At 67.3% G+C, this 19,327-nt stretch carries 13 protein-coding genes; 4 read left to right on the plus strand and 9 right to left on the minus strand.

The window, feature by feature from the left end:
* Positions 1 to 12: 12 nt before the first annotated feature.
* From AC07VS_RS26975 to AC07VS_RS26985, 3 genes are read right to left on the minus strand one after another with little or no spacing between them, the layout of a single operon-like run.
* Positions 13 to 2,277 carry a protein-disulfide reductase DsbD family protein gene (locus AC07VS_RS26975; protein WP_492350382.1) on the minus strand — a complete coding sequence of 755 codons (2,265 nt, stop codon included), beginning with the start codon at positions 2,275 to 2,277 and terminating at the stop codon, positions 13 to 15.
* Positions 2,278 to 2,333: 56 nt separating this feature from the next.
* Positions 2,334 to 3,089 (minus strand): alanyl-tRNA editing protein, encoded by a 756-nt coding sequence (locus tag AC07VS_RS26980; RefSeq protein ID WP_492350383.1) that lies wholly within the window; start codon positions 3,087 to 3,089, stop codon positions 2,334 to 2,336.
* Complete coding sequence (locus tag AC07VS_RS26985) at positions 3,086 to 4,051, minus strand: LysR family transcriptional regulator (protein WP_492350384.1); 966 nt, start codon at positions 4,049 to 4,051, stop codon at positions 3,086 to 3,088. Before AC07VS_RS26985 ends, AC07VS_RS26980 begins: the two co-directional genes overlap by 4 nt.
* Before the next feature lie 113 nt (positions 4,052 to 4,164).
* Between AC07VS_RS26985 and AC07VS_RS26990 the strand changes: the two genes are divergently transcribed.
* A complete protein-coding gene (locus AC07VS_RS26990; RefSeq protein WP_492350394.1) occupies positions 4,165 to 5,205 on the plus strand; it encodes a zinc-binding alcohol dehydrogenase family protein in 1,041 nt (346 codons plus the stop codon).
* On the opposite strand, the gene AC07VS_RS26995 is transcribed toward AC07VS_RS26990, so the two are convergent.
* The 3 genes from AC07VS_RS26995 to AC07VS_RS27005 all read right to left on the minus strand — a co-directional run bounded on the left by AC07VS_RS26995 (position 5,161) and on the right by AC07VS_RS27005 (position 9,734).
* Complete coding sequence (locus AC07VS_RS26995; protein ID WP_492350385.1) at positions 5,161 to 8,238, minus strand: bifunctional diguanylate cyclase/phosphodiesterase; 3,078 nt, start codon at positions 8,236 to 8,238, stop codon at positions 5,161 to 5,163. The genes AC07VS_RS26990 and AC07VS_RS26995 overlap by 45 nt on opposite strands.
* Positions 8,222 to 9,046, minus strand: a complete 825-nt coding sequence (locus tag AC07VS_RS27000; protein WP_492350386.1) for a transporter substrate-binding domain-containing protein — start codon at positions 9,044 to 9,046, stop codon at positions 8,222 to 8,224. The genes AC07VS_RS26995 and AC07VS_RS27000 overlap by 17 nt, the downstream gene beginning before the upstream one ends.
* Before the next feature lie 214 nt (positions 9,047 to 9,260).
* Positions 9,261 to 9,734, minus strand: coding sequence for an Lrp/AsnC family transcriptional regulator (locus AC07VS_RS27005; protein ID WP_494658646.1), 474 nt, complete (start codon positions 9,732 to 9,734; stop codon positions 9,261 to 9,263).
* Between the two features lie 104 nt (positions 9,735 to 9,838).
* Here AC07VS_RS27005 and mdeB point away from each other — a divergent pair, with 104 nt between their 5' ends.
* Entirely contained in the window at positions 9,839 to 12,484 is a 2,646-nt protein-coding gene (mdeB, locus tag AC07VS_RS27010; protein WP_494752504.1) for an alpha-ketoglutarate dehydrogenase, read from the plus strand.
* Positions 12,485 to 12,609: 125 nt separating this feature from the next.
* On the opposite strand, the gene AC07VS_RS27015 is transcribed toward mdeB, so the two are convergent.
* Positions 12,610 to 13,830 carry a polyhydroxyalkanoate depolymerase gene (locus tag AC07VS_RS27015; protein WP_494752505.1) on the minus strand — a complete coding sequence of 407 codons (1,221 nt, stop codon included), beginning with the start codon at positions 13,828 to 13,830 and terminating at the stop codon, positions 12,610 to 12,612.
* Between the two features lie 110 nt (positions 13,831 to 13,940).
* On the opposite strand from AC07VS_RS27015, the gene AC07VS_RS27020 reads away from it, so the two are divergent.
* A complete protein-coding gene (locus AC07VS_RS27020; protein WP_494658643.1) occupies positions 13,941 to 14,597 on the plus strand; it encodes a glutathione S-transferase in 657 nt (218 codons plus the stop codon).
* 55 nt (positions 14,598 to 14,652) lie between these two features.
* Here the strand turns inward: AC07VS_RS27020 and AC07VS_RS27025 are convergent, their stop codons facing one another.
* Positions 14,653 to 15,075 (minus strand): cupin domain-containing protein, encoded by a 423-nt coding sequence (locus tag AC07VS_RS27025; RefSeq protein ID WP_494752506.1) that lies wholly within the window; start codon positions 15,073 to 15,075, stop codon positions 14,653 to 14,655.
* Between the two features lie 275 nt (positions 15,076 to 15,350).
* Between AC07VS_RS27025 and AC07VS_RS27030 the strand changes: the two genes are divergently transcribed.
* Positions 15,351 to 17,681 (plus strand): xanthine dehydrogenase family protein molybdopterin-binding subunit, encoded by a 2,331-nt coding sequence (locus AC07VS_RS27030; RefSeq protein WP_494658642.1) that lies wholly within the window; start codon positions 15,351 to 15,353, stop codon positions 17,679 to 17,681.
* A gap of 105 nt (positions 17,682 to 17,786) precedes the next feature.
* On the opposite strand, the gene AC07VS_RS27035 is transcribed toward AC07VS_RS27030, so the two are convergent.
* Positions 17,787 to 18,824 (minus strand): porin, encoded by a 1,038-nt coding sequence (locus tag AC07VS_RS27035; protein ID WP_492350393.1) that lies wholly within the window; start codon positions 18,822 to 18,824, stop codon positions 17,787 to 17,789.
* Between the last annotated feature and the right edge of the window lie 503 nt (positions 18,825 to 19,327).

Raw genomic sequence — 19,327 nt, forward strand, 5'->3', positions numbered from 1 at the left:
GGGCCGGGGCGCTCAGGAGCCCGGCAGGTTGAGGGCCTGGCGCACGTCGCGCACGCTCAGCAACTCGGACAGCACCTGGGGCGGCTGGCCCGGCCGGTAGGCCACGTAGACGGGCACGCCGCTGCGGCCCAGGGCGCGCAAGGCGGTGGTGATGGCCGGGTCCTGCCGCGTCCAGTCGGCTCGCAGCAGGGCCACCTTGTTCTGGGCCATGTCGGCCAGCAGCGCCGTGTCGGACAGGGTGCTGCGCTTGTTGACCTGGCAGGTCACGCACCAGGCCGCGGTGAAGTCGATGAACACCGGCCGGCCTTGGGCCACCAGGGCCTGCACCTGGGCTTCAGACCACGGGGCCCAGGTCGCGTCGGCCTGGGCGCTGCTGGGGGTCGGTTCAGCCAGGTGGGTCACCTGGGGCCCCAGGCTCCAGCCCAGCCACAGCAGCAAGGCGGCAAAGGCGGCACCCAGCACCAGCCGGGCGCGGTGGCGCAACGTCAGCGCCCAGACGGTGGCGCTCAGGGCCACCAGCAGGGCCAGCAGGGCACCCGCGCCGTCGATGCCGCTTTGCTGGCCCAGCACCCAGACCAGCCAGGCCACGGTGCCGAACATGGGGAAGGCCATCAGCTGGCGGAACACCACCATCCAGGGGCCGGGGCGGGGCAGGCGCCGTGCCAGCCCGTGGCTCAGACCGGGTACCAGGGCCACGGCCAGGTAGGGCAGGGCCATGCCCAGGCCCAGGGCGGCGAAGATGGCCAGCGCTTGGGTGGCCGGCAAGGCGACGGCAAAACCCAGCGAGGCGCCCATGAAGGGCGCGGTGCAGGGCGAGGCGATGGCCACCGCCAGCACGCCCGACAGGCCGGCATCGATGACCGGGTGGCGGGCCTGCACACTGGCCAGCCCGCTGGGCAGCCAGGCGCCAAATTCGAACACGCCGGCCAGGTTGAGCCCGACCAGGGTGAACAGGGCCGCCAGCAAGGCCACCACGCCGGGCGACTGCAATTGAAAACCCCAACCCAGCTGCGCTCCGCCCGCGCGCAAGGCCAGCATCAGCGCGCCCAGGGCCAGAAAGGACAACACCACGCCGCCGGTGTAGGCCAGGCCTTGCAGGCGCAGGTGGCGGGCCCCGTGCTCGCCGCTGTGGCGCGAAAAGCCCAGCAACTTGATCGCCAGCACCGGGAACACACAGGGCATCAGGTTCAGGATCAGCCCCCCCAGCAAGGCGCCCAGCAGGGCTGGTAGCCAGGCCGAGCCTGAGCCGCTTGTGGTGACCGGCGCCGCTTGGGCCGCGGCCTGGTTGGCCGCCAGCGCGGCACTCAGCGCGGGCGAGACCTCGGCCTTGCCCGCCACCGGTGTGGCCGGCCAATCGCCGTGCACGGGCAATTCGATGCGCCAGGCCGGCAGGGCCGTGCCTTCGCGCTGCAGCACCACGGCGATCTGGGCGGTCTGGCCGCTGCGCTGGGCCGACAGGGGCACGCGGGTGGTCCAGGTGTCGCCGTCCCAGTGCGATTCGGCGGGGGCGGCGATGTCAAGCAGCTCCGGGGTTTCGGGGTACAGGTTCAGGGGCTGGCCGCGCCAGGCGGCAGGCAGGCCGGCAATGCGCAGGCTCAGGCCATCGGCCGACACCTGGGCCGCACTGTGGCTGGTTGGGGCACCCGCCAAGGCCTGAGGCTGGGCGGCCCGAGCGGCCTCAAAGGCGGGCAGGCTGGCGGCCGTGGAGCTGCCCACGGGCAGGTCCAGGCCCAGCTCGGCTTCTTCGGGAATGCATTCCTGGCGGCACACCAGCCAGCTGGCCTTGAGGCGGATCGGCAGCGTGCCCGAGGCCGTCGTCCAGCCCGGCGCCACGGTCACCGGCACCGGCAGCAACACCGTGCCTTCGTAGCCCAGGTTGGCCAGGGCACCGATGCGGATCTTGTGCGGCACAGGCCAGGCGATCTCGCCCGCACTCAGGCCGGCGGGCAACTGCCAGCTCAATTGGGTGGGCAGGCCGGAGTCCCCCGGGTTCTTCCAGTAGGTGTGCCACTCGGGCTGGTGGGTGATCTGCAGGCCCAGCCACAGCGGCTGGCCCGGGCCCACGCCCTGGGGCGCCAGCGCCAGCAACTCGGCCCGCACGCGCGGGGTGCTGACACTGCTGGGGGGGGCAGCCGGGCTGGACAAGGCCGGCCGGCCGGCCCCGGCACCTGTGCGCAATTCAATCTGGGCCGGGGCGGTGGCGGGCAGCAGGCTGGCCGCGCCCAGCAGGGCGGCAGCCAGCCGCCAGGGGCGGAGCAGGGGCGAGAAAAAGGACATGGCCGCTCTGGGAGCGGATGGGGCGGCCGAAGTTCCGCCGACCGGGGGCTGCTGCGTCACGCCGCAAACCCCAGCACCACGCGGCGCGAGTTGGCGCTTTTCTTCTCGATCTTGGTCACCACCATGGCACCGATCTCGGCCGTGTTGGCCACATGGGTGCCGCCACAGGGCTGCAGATCCACCAGGGCGGTGCTGCCGGGCAGGGCCGCAATGCCGATGGTGCGCACCTGGCCGCTGCCCCGCGGGGGTTGCACCGACATGCTTTTGACCAGGTCGGGGTTGGCATCCAGTTCGGCATCGCTGATGGCCCCCACCGTCACCGGCAGCGCCGCGGCCACCAGGCGCGCCAGGCCAGCGCTCAGGGCCTCCTTGTCCAGGGGCTCGGTCATGTGGAAGTCGAGCCGGGCGTAGTCGGGCGTGATGGAGCAGCCGTTCACTGGTTGCGCCACCAAGTGGCACAGCAGGTGGGTGGCGGTGTGAAAGCGCATCAGCCGGTGGCGGCGCTCCCAGTCGATGCGCGCCGTGAGCTCGCTGCCCGGCTGCAGCCGGGCCAGCAGGGCCTCTTGCCCGGGGGCCGGCACGTGCACGATGTCGGCGGTGGGCTGGCCCTGTTCGTCCTTGCCCTTGCGGGTGTCGATGATCTGAAGCACGCTGCCATCGGCCAACAGCAGTTGCCCGGTGTCACCGGCCTGGCCTCCGCCCAGCGGGTAGAACACGCTGCGGTCCAGCACCACGCCGGCTTCGGTCAGGGCGGTCACATGGGCGCTGCACTCACGCAGCCGGGCATCTTGGCGGAACAGGTCTTGGGTCATGGGCTCGATGGTAGCGAAGCGGGCCCGCCCGCGTGCGTCAAGGGGGTAGGCAATCCCATGCCGGAGGCTTCGAAGCGCCGGGCCAGGGTGTCGACCAAGGCCCGCACCCGGGCCGGCACGAAGCGGTTGCTGGGCAGCACCGCGTGCAGGGGCATGGTGATGCCCTGCCAGTCCGGCAGCAGGCGCACCAGGGCGCCGCTGGCCAGGTGGGCGTGCACGTCGATTTCGCTCTTGCACAGGATGCCGTGGCCCGCCAGGGCCCAGCGGTGGGCAATCTCGGCGTCATCTGCGCTGCGCCGACCGTGCACGCGCACGCTCAGCGTTTCTTGCCCGTCGTTGCGTTCAAACGGCCACTGCAGCACCCGCCGACCTCGGATCACGAAGCTCAGGCACTCGTGCCGGGCCAGCTCGCTGGGGTGCTGGGGGGCACCATGGCGGGCCAGGTAGGCGGGGGCCGCGCACACCACCCGCCGCGTGGTCAGCAGGCGCCGGGCCACCAGGCGCGAGTCGTCCAGCTCGCCATAGCGCAGGGCCAGATCCACCTGATCGCGCACCACGTCGGTCAGGGTGTCGCTGACGGCCAGCTGCAGTTCGACCGCCGGGTGCTCTTCCAGAAAGTCGTCCAGCCAGTCGAGCAGCACGCGCCGCGTCAGGTCGCTGGAGGCGGCCAGGCGGATGGTGCCTACGAGCTGGGCCCCATCGTCGTGCAATTGCGCTTGGCCCTCGTCGAGCAGGTCGAGGGCGCGCCGGGCGTACTGGCAGAACAATTCGCCCCCCGGCGTGATGCGCATGCTGCGCGTGCTGCGCTCGAACAGGCGCACGCCCAGGCGGAACTCCAGCTTTTTGAGGGCGGCACTGGCCGCCGCCGGGGTGATGTGCAGGCGTTGTGCGCTGCGCGTCAGACTGCCCGTGTCGGCGCAGGCCAGGGCCACGCGCAGTTCGTCGATGTTTTCAAGTTTCATTTGAAACTGATGCTGTTTTTGGGTGGTTTATCAAATGATCAGGCAGGCCTAGATTCTCGTCTTCATCACACATTCTTGTCAGAAGGACGATTGCCATGACCACTTCTCCCCTTATGAAAGCGGTGGGTTACCACCAGGCCTTGCCCATCGAACACCCCGAGTCGCTGCTCGATTTGCAACTGCCCGCGCCGCAGGCGCAGGACCTGGCGCCGCACGACCTGCTGGTGGCCGTGTCGGCGGTGTCGGTCAACCCGGTGGATACCAAGGTGCGGCGCAGCCGCGCTCCGGCCCCGGGCCAGGCCGAGGTGTTGGGCTGGGACGCGGTGGGCACGGTGTTGGCCGTGGGCCCGGCCGTCACGCTGTTCCAGCCTGGTGACCGGGTCTGGTACGCCGGCAGCATCACCCGCCCCGGCAGCAATGCCGAGCGGCAGGTGGTGGATGAGCGCATCGTCGCGCGGGCGCCCAACAGCCTGAACGACGCACAGGCCGCTGCCTTGCCGCTGACGGCCATCACCGCCTGGGAGCTGTTGTTCGATCGACTGGGGGTGCCTTTGCAGGCCGACGGGCAGGGGGGCGCCGGCCAGACTTTGCTGGTGCTGGGGGCCGGTGGTGGCGTCGGTTCCATCTTGCTGCAACTGGCCCGGCGGCTCACGGCGCTGACCGTGGTAGCCACGGCATCGCGCCCCGAGACGCGCCAATGGTGCGAGGCCTTGGGGGCCCATGCGGTGATCGACCACGGCCAACCCTTGTTGCCGCAGCTGCAGGGCCTGGGCCATGCCGAGGTGGCGCTGGTGGCCTCGCTGACCCACACCGGCGACTACTTCCCGCAACTGGTCGAGTTGCTGGCGCCTCAGGGGCGGCTGGGCCTGATTGATGACCTGGCCCCCGGAGAATTGGATGTGATGGCTCTCAAGCCCAAGAGCCTGAGCCTGCACTGGGAGATGATGTTTGCGCGCAGCCGCTTTGCCACGCCTGACCAGATCGAGCAGCACCGCCTGCTGAGCCGCGTGGCCGAGCTGGTGGACGCTGGCCAGTTGCGCAGCACCGAGGGCGAGCACATGGGGCCCATCCATGCGGCCAACCTGCGCCGAGCCCATGCCCACGTCGAATCAGGGCGTGCCCGTGGCAAGGTCGTGCTGCAGGGCTGGGTCTGATCCCGGGGGGGCGCCCGGCGTTTCGGTGGGCCAGCGTCGACCCAGCCAGACCGCCATGGCGGTGGCGGGCATGGGGCGGGCGAACAAAAAGCCCTGCAGCGTGTCGCAGCCCATGTCGGCCAGCAGGCCGGCCTGGGCCTGGGTCTCCACGCCCTCGGCCACCACATGCAGCTTCAGGGTGGCGGCCATGGCCACGATGGCTGCCACCAGTTGCTGGTTGCCGGCATCCTGATGCACCTCGGCCACAAAGGAGCGGTCGACCTTGAGCGTGTCCACCGGGAACTGGCGCAAGTAGCTGAGGCTGGAGTAGCCGGTGCCGAAGTCATCCAGCGCGACCTGGATGCCGGCCGCCTTCAGTCGGCGCAGGGCTTCGCGGGTCTGCTCGGGGTGGCTCATCAACGAGGCCTCGGTGATCTCCAGCTCCAGCAGGGCTGGGTTGATGTGCTGGCGCTCGGCCTGGGCGAGCACCTGTTCGACAAAGCCGGGGGCGGCGAATTGCAGCGGTGACACGTTCACGCACAGCCGCTGCACCGGCAGCCCCTGGTCCTGCCATTGGCGCAATTGGGCACAGGCCTGCTCCAGCACCTGTTCGCCCAGGGCCACGATCAGGCCGCTTTCTTCGGCCACCGCGATGAACTGCCCCGGGCCCCAGCACGTGTCAGGCCCGCGCTGCCAGCGCACCAGGGCTTCGGCCCCGATCACGGCGCCATCGCGGGCCCGCACCAGAGGCTGGTAATGCACGATGAATTCGCGCGTGGCAATGCCCCGACGGATGTCCTGCTCCAGTTGCAGGCGCACGGTGGCGGCCTCGTCCAGCGCGCGCGAGAAGAAGTGGTAACGATTGCGGCCCTCGCGCTTGGCCCGGTACATGGCGGTGTCGGCGTGCTTCATGAGCAGCTCCACGTTTTCGCCGTCGGCCGGGAACAGGGCCAGGCCCAGGCTGACCGACATGTTCATGTCCCGGCCAGCGATCAGGCAGGGGCGCGCCACCTCGGACAGCACCTTCTCGGCCACCGCCCCCAGGTCCTGGGGGCTCTGGATATCCCCCACCAGCATGACGAATTCGTCGCCCCCCAGTCGGCAGATGGTGTCGCAGGTGCGCAGCGTGGCCTTGAGCCGGCGCGCCATTTCGCGCAGCAGCTCATCGCCAGCGGCATGGCCCAGTGAGTCATTGACATGCTTGAAGTGGTCCAGGTCGAGAAACATCACGCCAAAGCCACCGCCTTCACGACGGCTGCGCTCGCAGGCCTGCTGGATGCGGTCTTGCAACAGCACGCGGTTGGGCAGGTCGGTCAGGGCGTCGTGGTGGGCCAGGTGGGCCATGCGCTGCTCCAGGGCGCGGGCCTCGCGCACGTCCTGGAACACCATCACCGCGCCACGCAACTGGCCGAGCGGATCGAAGATGGGTGACACCGCGTGCTGGATCGGGTGTTGCTGCCCCGACAGGCCCCGCATCAAGGCTTCGCGGGGCAGGCCGGAGCCGCGTCCGGTGCGCAGGCAGCGCAGCACCGGGTTATCGATGCGCAAGCGGGTTTCGGGGTCGAGCAGGACCAGGGTCTGGTCAAAGGCATGGCCTTGTGCACTCTGGCGCTGCACGCCCAGCAAGGCCTCGGCCACGGGGTTGAGGTACTGGATCCGGCCCTCGGCATCACAGGCCACCACCCCATCGCCGATGGAGTGCAGGGTCACTTCGATGAACTCGCGCTGGGCCGCGAAATGGGCCAGGCGTTGGTTCTCCGTCACATCCTCGATCACAGCCAAGGCCCGCGTCGGCTGGCCACGGGCGTTGCGTTCCCACACGGCGGACAAGCGCGACTCGATCAACTCGCCCCGGCCGGTCACCCAGCGGCAGGCGACATCGCGGCACTGGCCACGCTGCAGCAGCTCAGGCAGCACATGGGCCTGGATGTACTGGGCCGACTCGGCCGGCATGAAGTCGGTGAAGGGCTGGCCCAGCACCTCGGGGCCCGAACGCCCGAGCTTGTTCAGCCACAGATCACTCACGCTCAGCAGGCGGCCGTCGGGCAAAAACGACATCATCAGCGCGGGGGTGTGGCTGTACAGGGTGCGCAGCCGGCGCTCGCTGGTGCGCAGTTCGCGCAGGCTGCGGCGGTAGCCCTCCATGGCACTGGCCAGCAGGGTGGGGGGCACCACCACGGCCAGGATGGGCAGGTAAAACAGCACATGCTCCCAATGCAGCGTGGTGGGCGGTGGGATCAGCAGCCCCAGGCCGATCTGGGCCCCGGTCAGGATCGACACCAGCAGGCTGGCGCTGGCCGTCACGGCAAAGCCGCCACGCAGGGCGGCCAGGGCCAGCGGCAGGGTGACGTAGACAAAGGGAAAGGGCACGCTCACGGGCACCACCAGGGCCACGGCCGCACTCAGCAGCAGCAGCGAGCCGTTTTCGAGGCTGCGCAGTTGGTGTAACAGGACACGCGCACCGTGCATCAGAACGAACAGCACCAGCGGAAGCATGGAGATGGCGCCGATCAGGCTGCCCTCCAGCCAGCGCGGCCACAGGAAGCCGAAGCTGGCTGCGGTGCTGCCCGCCAGCATGGCTGCCCCCAGCGTGGCGCCAATCAGCGCGGGCACCAGCCCGGCATTCAGCACGATCAACAGCAGTCGGGCCGGGCTGCTCAGCAGATCGATGTCCCCCTTCACCCGCCGCAGTGCCTGGGCTGCCAGGGTCACCTCGATCAGGTTGGGCAGCACAAAGGCCACGGCCGCGTGCCAGTCTTCGACCAGCAGCAGATTCGCGCCCAGGTTGCCCAGGGTCAGGGCGGGCAGCAGCACCCAGGCGTCGCGCGCGGGCCGGCGCGCCACCAGCAAGGCACCGGGCATGTTGGCGAACCACAGGGTGGCCACACTGCCCGGCAGGCGCGACAAAGCGATGCTCATCCCGGCCAGCAGCGCATACAGCACGGCACCGAACAGGGCCGCACCCCACACGCTGTGGCGTTGCACAGGCGGGCCGGAGGGGTCTGATTCCAGTTCGCTGGAGGCGTAGGCGTCGGGCTCAGAGGGCGTCGTCATCCGGGCTCCTGCGCACCAGGGTCACCGCCAGGCCCAGCACGGCCACCCCGGCCAGGCCCAAGCCGATACGCCGCAGCCAAACCGCGCGCGGATCGTCACTGCTCTGTTGGCGCCCGTCCAGCCAGCGCTGGCGCAGCGTCTGGCGCCGGGTTTCCGGCAGGCGCAGCAAGCTCTCCTCCAGTACCCGCCCGATGTCTGGGCGGGATTTGGGAAAGGCAAAACTCAAGGGGTATTCGAAGCCGATGGCCGCATTCACCTGCACGGCCCGCAGGCCCAGGCGGTCGGCTGCAAAGTGCACGCTGGCCACATCGGCCACCACCGCTCCCACCTGACCCGCGCGCAGCAGGCGCAGCCCCTCGCTGTCGTCATCCACCGGCATCCATTGGACCTCGGGGTACTTCTCTCGAACAAAGGATTCCACCGCGTAGCCCCGGCCCACGGCCACCGGCCGGCCACGGAAGTCCCCCAGCGACTGGGGGTCGCGGCTGGGCAGGGTGACCAGCACGGCAGGCACCGTGACATAGGGGCGGGTGAAGCCGAGAAATTCGGCCCGTTCCGGGGTGGGGCGCAGTGAGGAGATCAGGTCAACCTGCCCCTGCCGCGCGGCCTCCAGGATGGAGGCCAGGGGTTGGGCCGGCAGGGTGTCGATCCGAAGTTCGCCCTGGGTGGCCATGGCGTTCAGAAAGTCGGCCGACAGGCCTTCCACCTGCCCCTCGTCGGTCAGGTAGATGAACGGACCGTAATCCTTCTCAGGCGCAAAGCGCAGGCGCAAGGCCTCGCCGGCCCAGCCCAATTGGCCGAGGGCCATCAGCCCCCAGGCCAGCAACGCATGCCGCAGCCCAGCCCGCAGCCTGTCGCCTGGACGATGATTTTTTTGAACTCCCCTGCCCTGCATGATTGGCGGCCTTCCTGGAACGGATCCGACGAAACCGGTTTGGACAGCCCCATTCTGGGTGAATCAAAAAATTGTTACAAGATGAATTTGAGGGGTGTGTCAAGGTCATTTGTCTCGTATCGACGGATCAGCGACCCATGGAGGGCAATGGAAGCGCAGTTTTGTAACGCACCTGCTTGAGGGCAAAGCTGGAGCGGATCTTTTCCACCCCGGGAATGGGCGTGAGCTGTTCGAGAATGAAGCGCTCCAGGGCGGCGATGTCGGTCACGGCCACGCGGATCAGGTAGTCGCTGTCGCCCGTCATGAGGTAGCACTCCATGACCTCGTCGTGCTCGCAGATGCGCTGCTCGAAGTCGGCCAGGGCGGCCTTGCTTTGGGTGCGCAGACTGATCGAGATGAACACATTGAGGCCCAGGCCCAGCGCCGCCGCACTGGCCAGCGCCACGTAGCGCGAGATGACGCCTGCCTGCTCCATCGCCTTCACGCGGGCCAGGCAGGGCGACGGTGACAGGTGCACGCGACGGGCCAATTCGACGTTCGACAGCGCGCCATCGGCCTGCAGTTCGGCCAGGATGCGAAGGTCCAGTGTGTCCAGCTTCATATGCGCGAATTTATTAAATAAGCCGCATATTGTGCTGAGATTGCTTGTTTTTGAGGCTTGTTTTGGCGACTCATTCTGTGGTGATTTCCCTAAAGTACTGAACCATGAACGCACCTGCCGATCCCCGCTTCCTGCAGCTCATCGATGGCATCCCCGATGCTGACCCGACCGAGACCGCCGAATGGCGTGAGGCCTTCGAATCCCTGGTGCAGACCCAGGGGCCGGAGCGAGCCCGTTTCGTGCTGGACGAACTGGCCCGCCTGGCCCGGGCGCATCAGACGGGATGGCGCCCCGGCTTGAACACAGCCTATGTGAACACGGTGCCGGTGGGGCAGCAACCCGCGTTTCCGGGCGATCTGGCGATCGAAGAGCGGCTGGCGTCGCTGATGCGCTGGAACGCGCTGGCCATGGTGGTGCGGGCCAATCAGGTGGAAACCGGTGGCTCGGCCGAGCTGGGCGGCCACATCGCCAGCTATGCCAGTGCGGCCGATCTGTTCGAGGTGGGCTTCAACCACTTCTTCCATGCCCGCCAGGGCCTGGGCCCGGGCCAGCATCGCGGGGACCTGGTGTTCTTCCAGCCGCACAGCGCCCCGGGGGTGTATGCGCGCGCCTTCCTCGAAGGGCGCCTGCAGCAAGCCGACCTGATGCACTACCGGCAGGAAATTTCGGCCCCGGCGGCAGGTGCCCAAGGGCTGAGCAGCTACCCCCACCCGTGGCTGATGCCCGAGTTCTGGCAGTTCCCCACCGGCTCGATGGGCCTGGGGCCGATCAGCTCGATCTACCACGCGCGCTTCATGCGCTACCTGTCGCACCGCCAGTTGCTCGATTGCAGCGCGCGCAAGGTCTGGGGCGTGTTCGGCGACGGCGAGATGGACGAGCCCGAAAGCATGAGTGCCCTGACCCTGGCCGCCCGCGAGGGGCTGGACAACCTGGTCTGGGTGGTCAACTGCAATCTGCAGCGCCTGGATGGCCCGGTGCGCGGCAATGGCCGCATCATCGACGAGCTGGAGCGCCTGTTTGCCGGCGCCGGCTGGAACGTGGTCAAGCTGGTGTGGGGCAGCGACTGGGACGGCCTGTTTGCTCGCGACATCACCGGCGCCCTAGCCCGCGCCCTGTCGGCCACGGTGGATGGCCAGATGCAGACCTTTGCGGCCAAGGATGGGCGTTTCAACCGCGACAATTTCTTCGGCCAGAACCCTGAGCTGGCCGCGCTGGCCATGGGGCTGACCGACGAGCAGATCGACCGCCTCAAGCGCGGCGGGCACGATCTGGTCAAGATCCACGCCGCCTATGCCGCGGCGGCTGCGCACCGTGGCCAGCCCACGGTGATCCTGGCCCACACCAAGAAGGGCTATGGCATGGGCACGGCCGGTCAGGGCAAGATGACCACGCACAGCCAGAAGAAGCTCGACGAAGACGACCTGATCGAGTACCGCAACCGCTTTCAATTGCCGCTCAGCGATGAGCAGGCCAAGTCGCTGACCTTTTACAAACCCGCGCCCGACAGCGATGAGATGCGCTACCTGCATCAGCGCCGCGCCGCGCTGGGGGGCTTTCTGCCGCGCCGCGAGGCCGCCTGCGAGGTGGTGCCGGTGCCCGAACTGAGCCGCTACGGCCAGTTCGCCCTGCAGCCTGATGGCAAGGAGATGAGCACCACCATGGCCTTTGTGCGCATGCTGGGCAACCTGCTGAAAGACCCGCAACTGGGCCCGCGCATCGTGCCCATCGTGGCGGACGAGGCGCGCACCTTCGGCATGGCCAATCTGTTCAAGCAGGTGGGCATCTACAGCAGCGTGGGCCAGCGCTATGCGCCCGAAGACATCGGCTCGGTGCTGAGCTACCGTGAGGCGCTGGACGGCCAGATCCTCGAAGAGGGCATCAGCGAGGCCGGGGCCATCGCCAGCTGGACCGCTGCCGCCACCAGCTACAGCGTGCACGGGCTGGCCATGCTGCCCTTCTACATCTATTACTCGATGTTCGGCTTTCAGCGGGTGGGCGACGCCATCTGGGCCGCGGCCGATCAGCGCGCCCGCGGCTTTCTGCTGGGTGCCACCTCGGGCCGCACCACGCTGGGCGGCGAGGGCCTGCAGCACCAGGACGGCAGCAGTCACCTGGTGGCGGCCACCATCCCCAACTGCAAGGCTTACGACCCGGCCTACGCGGGCGAACTGGCCGTGATCATCGACCAGGGCATGCGCGAGATGCTGGTCGAGCAGCAAGACGTTTTTTATTACCTCACCCTGATGAACGAGAACTACGCCCAGCGCGACCTGCCCGAAGGCGCGTCTGCAGGCGTGTTGCGCGGCGCCTACCGGCTGCAGCGCATCCCCGGCGCGGCCACCCACAAGGTGACCCTGCTCGGCTCGGGCGCCATCCTCACCGAGGTGGTCAAGGCGGCCCAACAACTGGCCGCCGAGGGGTTCACCGTGGACGTGATCAGTGTCACCAGCTGGAGCGAACTGGCCCGCGATGGCCAGGCCTGCGAGGCCCGGGCCCTGGCGGGTGAGCCTGACCCAGGAACCCCTTGGCTGACGGACTTGCTGGCCGACACCGAAGGCCCGGTCATTGCGGCCACCGACTATGTGCGCGCCGTGCCCGAAAGCGTGCGCGCCTGGATGCCGGCCGGGCGCCGCTATGTCACCTTGGGCACCGACGGCTTCGGCCGCAGCGACACGCGCGCCGCCTTGCGCGCTTTCTTTGGCGTGGACGCCGCCCAGGTGGCGCGGGTGGCGCGGCAGGTGGCCGGCTGAGCACATGAGCTCTCAACCTTGAGGGCTTCACAAGGTCTGAGGTTGACGTGCAAATCTTGTGTGGAGGACGCAGTGGTGACAGAACTTCAAGCGCCAGTTCAACGCAAGCACCTGGGCACTGCGCCTCAACCCAGGCTGGCGTGGATGCTGTCACGCACCCGCGGGTAGATCTGCTGGTTCCACTTGCGGCCGCTGAACACGCCATAGTGGCCCACGCCGGTCTGCACGTGGTGGTTCTTCAGGTAGGGGCGCACGCTTTTGCACAGGTCTTGTGCGGCCACGGTCTGGCCGATGGCGCAGATGTCGTCGCGCTCGCCTTCGACGGTGAGCAGTGCCGTGCGCCGGATGGCGGCCGGGTTGACGCGGCGGCCCTGGTAGTGGAGCTGGCCCACGGCCAGATCGTAGGTCTGGAACACTTTCTCCACCGTTTCCAGGTAGAACTCGGCGGGCAGGTCGTTCACCGCCAGGTACTCCTCGTAGAAGGTCTTGATGGTCTCGGCCTCGTCGAGGCGGCCCTCCAGGAGGTGCTGGTAGAGGTGTTCGAACGATTGTTGATGGCGTTCCAGGTTCATGCTCATGAAGGCGCTGAGCTGCACAAAGCCTGGGTACACGCGGCGCATGAACCCCCGGTGCGGCAGGGGCACATGGCTGATCAGGTTCTTTTCAAACCATTCGATGGGTTTGCTGGTGGCCAGTCGGTTCACCTCGGTGGGGTTGACCCGGCAGTCCACCGGGCCGGCCATCAGGGTCAGGCTGCGCGGCTGGGCCGGGTCATCGTCTTCGGCCAGCAGGGCGGTGGCGGCCAGGGCCGCCACGCAGGGCTGGCACACGGCCACCAGGTGGGTGCCAGGGCCGATGTGCTGCAGGAACAGCATCATGTAGCGGATGTAGTCGTCCAGCCCGAAGGCGCCTTCGCGCAGGGCCACGTCGCGGGCGTTGTGCCAGTCGGTGATGTAGACATCGTGGTCCTGCAGCAGGGTGCGCACGGTTTCGCGCAGCAGGGTGGCAAAGTGGCCCGACAGGGGGGCGGCCAGCAGCACGGGCGGTTGGGTGGGCAGGCCGGCGGCCGGGTCTTTGGCAAAGTGCAGCAGGGTGCCGAAGGGCAGGGTGTGCGCCACCCGTTCGGTGATGGCCACGCGCTGCTCACCGATCTGCACCGCATCGATGCCATAGGCCGGCCGACTGTGCGTGAGCCGCAGGCGCGAGAACACCTCGCCAGCCGCGGCCATCTGGCGCAGCACCGTGCGTTCGGTGCCGGGCACCATGAACGCCGAGCCCATGGCCTGCGCCATCAGGCGCAGCGGGGACATCAGGTCAGACTGGAGTTGGTAGGCCTGATACAGCATGGCAATCTTTCGGTGGGTGTTGCCGGGGCGAAGGCAAGTTGCGGGCCAAGGCCTGGCGCTGGCGGCATGGCACGGGGCTTGCACAGCCGCTGCACCTACAGGAGCAAGCCATGGCCAAAGCGGTTTTGACGATCAGCAGCAAGAACTACGGTGCCTGGGCCTTGCGTGGCTGGCTGATGGCGAAGCTGGCGGGCTTGCCGTTCAGCGAAAAGGTGATTTCTCCCGATGACCCTGACATGAAGGCCGAGATGCTGCTGTTGTCGGCCTCGATGCGGGTGCCCGCCCTCGACCATGACGGACTGCATGTCTGGGACACCCTGGCCATTGGCGAGTACCTCAACGAGATCCGGCCTGATGCCGGCCTGTTGCCGGCGGATCGTGCTGCCCGGGCCCATTGCCGAGCCATCTGCGGTGAGATGCACTCGGGCTTCAGCGCCCTGCGCTCGTCCCTGCCCATGAACATCAAGGCGCATTTCCCGGGGTTCAAGCTGTGGTCGCGTGCACAGACCGACATCGATCGCATCACCACCATCTGGACCGAGTGCCTGCAGCGCTACGGCGGCCCCTATTTGTTCGGCGCCCAGCCCTGCATCGCCGATGCGATGTTTGCGCCGGTGGTGACCCGCTTCCAGACCTACGATGTGGCGCTGGATCCGGTGTGTGCCGCGTATTGCAAGACCATCATGGCCCTGCCCGCCATGAAGGAGTGGGTGGCCGCCGCGGCCTTGGAGCCCGATGAAATCGACGAACTCGACGCTGAGTTCTGAGAACGTCAACACGTTCTCGGTGGTGCACCCGCCCCATGCGGGTGCATGGCCTGTGTCAGACCCAGGGCGTGGGCGCCGGAATGGGGCACACCGCGGGCACGTCCACGGTCTTGAAGTCGGCCGGTGAGACGATCTCAAGGTATTCCATGTCGGGCGAGTAGTCGAACAGGTAGTGCCGGATGCCCGGGCGTTGGTGCACGCAGTCGCCGGCCTGCACCAGGGTTTCCTGGTCTTCGTACATGAAGCGTGCCCAGCCCTTGAGCATGATCACGATCTGAAAATCGGCCTCATGCCGGTGCCACCCGGTGCCCGCTTCAGGGGCCATGTTGGCTTTCACCAAGTGGGCGATCACCTTGCCGTGCGTGGCGGCGGCCACGCCCAGGTCTCGGTACAGGAAGAAGTCGCGCAATCCGCCACTGACGTAATCGTTGTCGCCAGGCTTGACGTGGGAAAACAAGGTTGAGCTTCGGTCCAGCATGAAGGGCTCCTGTCGAGGGTTGGGAAAGAGGCCAGAAGACCCCACGTGACGGCGGGTCACAGGGGTATTGCTGCGGTGCAGCATCAAGCATGAAACATTCCCGGTTTCAGGGGGCTTTGGGCGCCAGATCGGTGCCCACAAGACAGGCGGGTCCGGGCAACGTGAGTTCGGCGACAGCAGCCGAGGCGGGAATTGGCTAGAGTGTTTGGCGGTACCCAGCCCGTTCCCTGTTTCCCGTTTTCCGTTTCCAAAGCTCCAACCAGCGAGACAAATCCGTGAACACCCCATCTTCCTTTGCCCGATTTGGCAGCGGCCAGGCTGTGCTGCGCCTCGAAGACGAAGGTCTGCTCAAAGGGGCAGGCCGTTATGCCGATGACTTCAGCCTGCCTGGACAGGCCCATCTGGCGTTTCAGCGCTCGCCTTACCCGCATGCACGCATCGTGAGCATCGACCGCTCGGCGGCCCTGGGCCTGCCCGGGGTGCTGGGCGTTTACACCGGGGCCGATCTGGCGCAGGCCGGCGTCAAACCCATGCCCGGCAATGCCGGCTTCAAGCGGGCCGATGGTGTGGCGGCCTCGCCTTCACGCCACCCGCTGGCCCAGGAGCGGGTGCGCTATGTGGGCGAAGCCGTGGTGGCGGTGGTGGCCGACACGCCACAGCAGGCGCGTGATGCGGCCGAGGCGGTGTTTGTCGAGTACGAAGAGTTGCCCATGGTGGTGAACCTTGACGACGCCACCCACCCTGGCGCCCCCGCGTTGTGCCCTGAGGCCCCCGACAACGTGGCCGCCGAGATGCAGCACGGCAACGCGGTGGCCTGTGCCGCGGCATTTGCCCAGGCCACCCATGTGGTGGCGCTGGAGGTGGTCAACCAGCGCCTGGCGGCCCTCACGCTGGAGCCGCGCACCGTGTTGGCCTACCCCGATCCGGCCGATGGGCGCCTGACCCTGCGCATGAGCACCCAGATGCCCTCGGGTGTGCGCGACACCTTGATCGCCGTGCTGGGTCTGCCGCGGGAGCGGCTGCGGGTGGTGGTTGGCGATGTGGGCGGCGGCTTCGGCATGAAGACCGGTGCCTACCCCGAAGACATGGTGGTGGCCTGGACGGCCCAGCACCTGCAGCGCCCCGTGAAATGGGTGGCCGAGCGCAGCGAAGAGTTCCTGTCGTCCAGCCATGGCCGGGACCTGCAGACCCGTGCCGAACTGGCGCTGGCGGCCGACGGCAAGATCCTCGGCTTGCGCTTGCGCTCACTGGCCAATGTGGGGGCGTATGCCACGGGCACGGGGGTGGCCATCCAGCTGCTGATCGGCCCCTGGGTGCAGACCAGTGTGTATGACATCCAGACCATCGACTTCCACTTCAAGGCGGTGCTGACCAACACCGCACCCACCGGGGCCTACCGCGGCGCCGGGCGGCCCGAGGCCATTTTCACGATGGAACGCCTGATGGATGAGGCAGCCCGGCAGACTGGCATCGACCGCGTGGCCTTGCGCCGCCGCAACTTCATCCAGCCCGAGCAAATGCCCTACAAGAACCCCATGGGGCAGACCTATGACACCGGCTGTTTTGAGAAGGTGATGGACCAGGCCCTGGTGCAGGCCGACTGGACCGGCTTTGAGGCCCGGGCTGCGGCCTCGCGCCAGAAGGGGTTGCTGCGTGGCCAAGGCATTGCCACCTTCCTGGAGTGGACCGGTGGCAATGTGTTCGAGGAACGCGTCACCGTCACCGTGCTGCCGGATGAGACCATCGAAGTGTTCTCCGCCGTCAACGCCATGGGCCAGGGCATTGCAACCACGCTGGCCCAACTGGTGGTGGATGTGTTCGGGGTGCCGATCGCGCAGGTGCGCGTGGTGCTGGGTGACACCGACCGCGGCGACGGCTTCGGCAGTGCGGGCTCACGCTCCTTGTTCACCGGCGGCTCGGCCGTGCGGGTGGGGGCCGAACGCACCATCGAGCACGCCAAGACCCTGGCGGCGGCCGAGCTGGAGGTGGCCGCCGAGGACATCGCCTATGAAGGCGGGCGCTTCAGTGTGAAAGGCACCGATCTGGGGATCGACCTGTTTGCGCTGGCGCGGGCCCAGCGCGAGCAGCGCATCCACATCGATTCGACCAGCACGGTATCGGGTCCCACCTGGCCCAATGGCTGCCATGTTTGCGAGGTCGAGCTGGACCCTCAGACGGGCGATGTGCAGGTGGTGGCCTATTCCTCGGTCAATGATGTGGGGCGGGTGGTCAACCCCCTCATCGTGCGCGGCCAACTGGACGGTGGTGCTGTGCAAGGGTTGGGGCAGGCCCTGTGCGAGCACCTGCTGTACGACCGCGAAACCGGGCAACTGGTCACCGGCAGCCTGATGGATTACGCGGCCCCGCGGGCCGACCTGGCGCCCGAGTTCCACACCACGATGGACGAGTCCACCCCTTGCAAGAACAACCCGCTGGGGGTCAAGGGCGTGGGCGAGCTGGGCACCATTGGCGCCACCCCCACCCTGGTCAATGCCGTGGCCGATGCCCTGGCCCGGGCAGGCCGGGCCGGCACGGCGCCGAGGCTGCAGATGCCGCTGTCGTCAAGCCGGCTGTGGGCCCTGCTGCAGTCAGGCGCGCCGGCGTGAAGCCATGAAAAAAGCCCCTGGCGTGAGCAAGGGGCTTCAACTTGGAGAAACCAGAGACCAGAGGGGCCGGGCAGCGACCCTCCCTGGTCAGATCGAGGGGGCCGATCAGAAGGCGTGACGCACGCCCAGCATCAGGTTGGAGCGGGTGCTCAGCGTCGAGGCGGCGCCAAACAGATCGGAGCCGGCGGTGATCGCGGTGGCCGAGTAGCCGCTGTTTTGCTTGGAGCGGTCCACATAGGTGTAGACCATGGTGCGCTTGCTCAGCGTGTAGGTCAGGCCCAGTGCCAGGGTGTTGCGGCTGCCGTCCACATTGGTGGTCGACTTGGTCTTGTCGTTGTAGTAAGCACCGATCAGGCCCACCAGCGGGGTCACTTCGTAGTTCACGCCCAGGGTGGCGATGTCGCTCTTGGCGCCGGTGCTCAGCTTGGTGTCCATGTAGTTGAAGAACACGCGGGCCGGGCCGAAGCCGTAGTTGGCGCCGATCATGGCGTTGGAAGTGCTGCCCAGGTTGGTGCTGGCCGAGGCGTTCACGTCAAACTTCTGGTAAGCCGCGCCGACCAGCAGGGGACCGGCGGTGTAGTTGGCTTGCAGACCATTGAGTTGGCCGGCCGAGGTGGAGCCCGACACGTTGCCAAAGCCGTGCATGGCGGCGAAGTTCACGCCAGCGATGTTCTTGGCGTAACGCACGGCGTTGTTCTGGCGGAACGTGCCGTAGGCCAGGTAGAAGCCCGATTCGTTGACGTTGGAGATGCCCCACAGCGGGTCAAAGTTGCCGTAGTGCTCGAACAGCGGGGTGTACTGGCGGCCCACGGTCAGTTGGCCAAAGTCACCACCCAGGCCCACGAAGGCCTGACGACCGAAAGCCAGTCCGCCTTGGCCACGGCTGCCGTCATTGGGGTTGAAGCCGGCTTCCAGGGTGAACAGCGAGTACAGACCGCCGCCCAGGTCTTCCTTGCCCTTGAAGCCGTAACGGCTACCGCTGATCGAACCCGAAGTCACAGCGTTCAGGCTTCCGCCGGTGGCGGTCGCGTTGGTCTGGTGTTGGTAGGCGGTGTCGATCACGCCGTACAGGGTGACGCTCGATTGGGCGTAGGCAGAGCCCAGGCTCAGGGCCAGGGCGGTCATCAGAAATGTCTTTTTCATTGCAAGTCCTGTGTTCAGGTGGGGCAGGGGTGAGTCAGAAGGGCCGCATCGCGCCACGTCTGGGTGCATCCGACCAGGAAGGCACCAAGATGAGGCGAAATGGTTTTTCGCCCACAAATAAATGTCATTGACGACAGGTCGCGGATTTTAGGGACATGTTTGCATTTCGTAACTTTTTGGTGTGGGGTTTTTGTGACACCCGTATGCCAATTAGTGCGCTTCATGACTCATCAATTTTTCTGATGAATCTCCTGGGGATCGAATCTTGCTGATTGAGGCTGGAGCGTTCGTTGCCTGCGGATCGATCGTTCATGCGGTGGGACGTTCTATTAATCAGGCTGCTGGTACATGAATCGAATTGATGGAGAGGGGCTTTAAGGGCATCTCCCGACAAAGCTGGCCCGGAAATTGAAATACCTTCCACCGCCGCCTTCTATCGGCGTTTATTACTGATTCGGAGTTCATCCATGCAATTGAAGTTGACACTTACCGCTGTTGCTGCA

This window comes from Curvibacter sp. GW821-FHT01G03 (assembly GCF_059422285.1).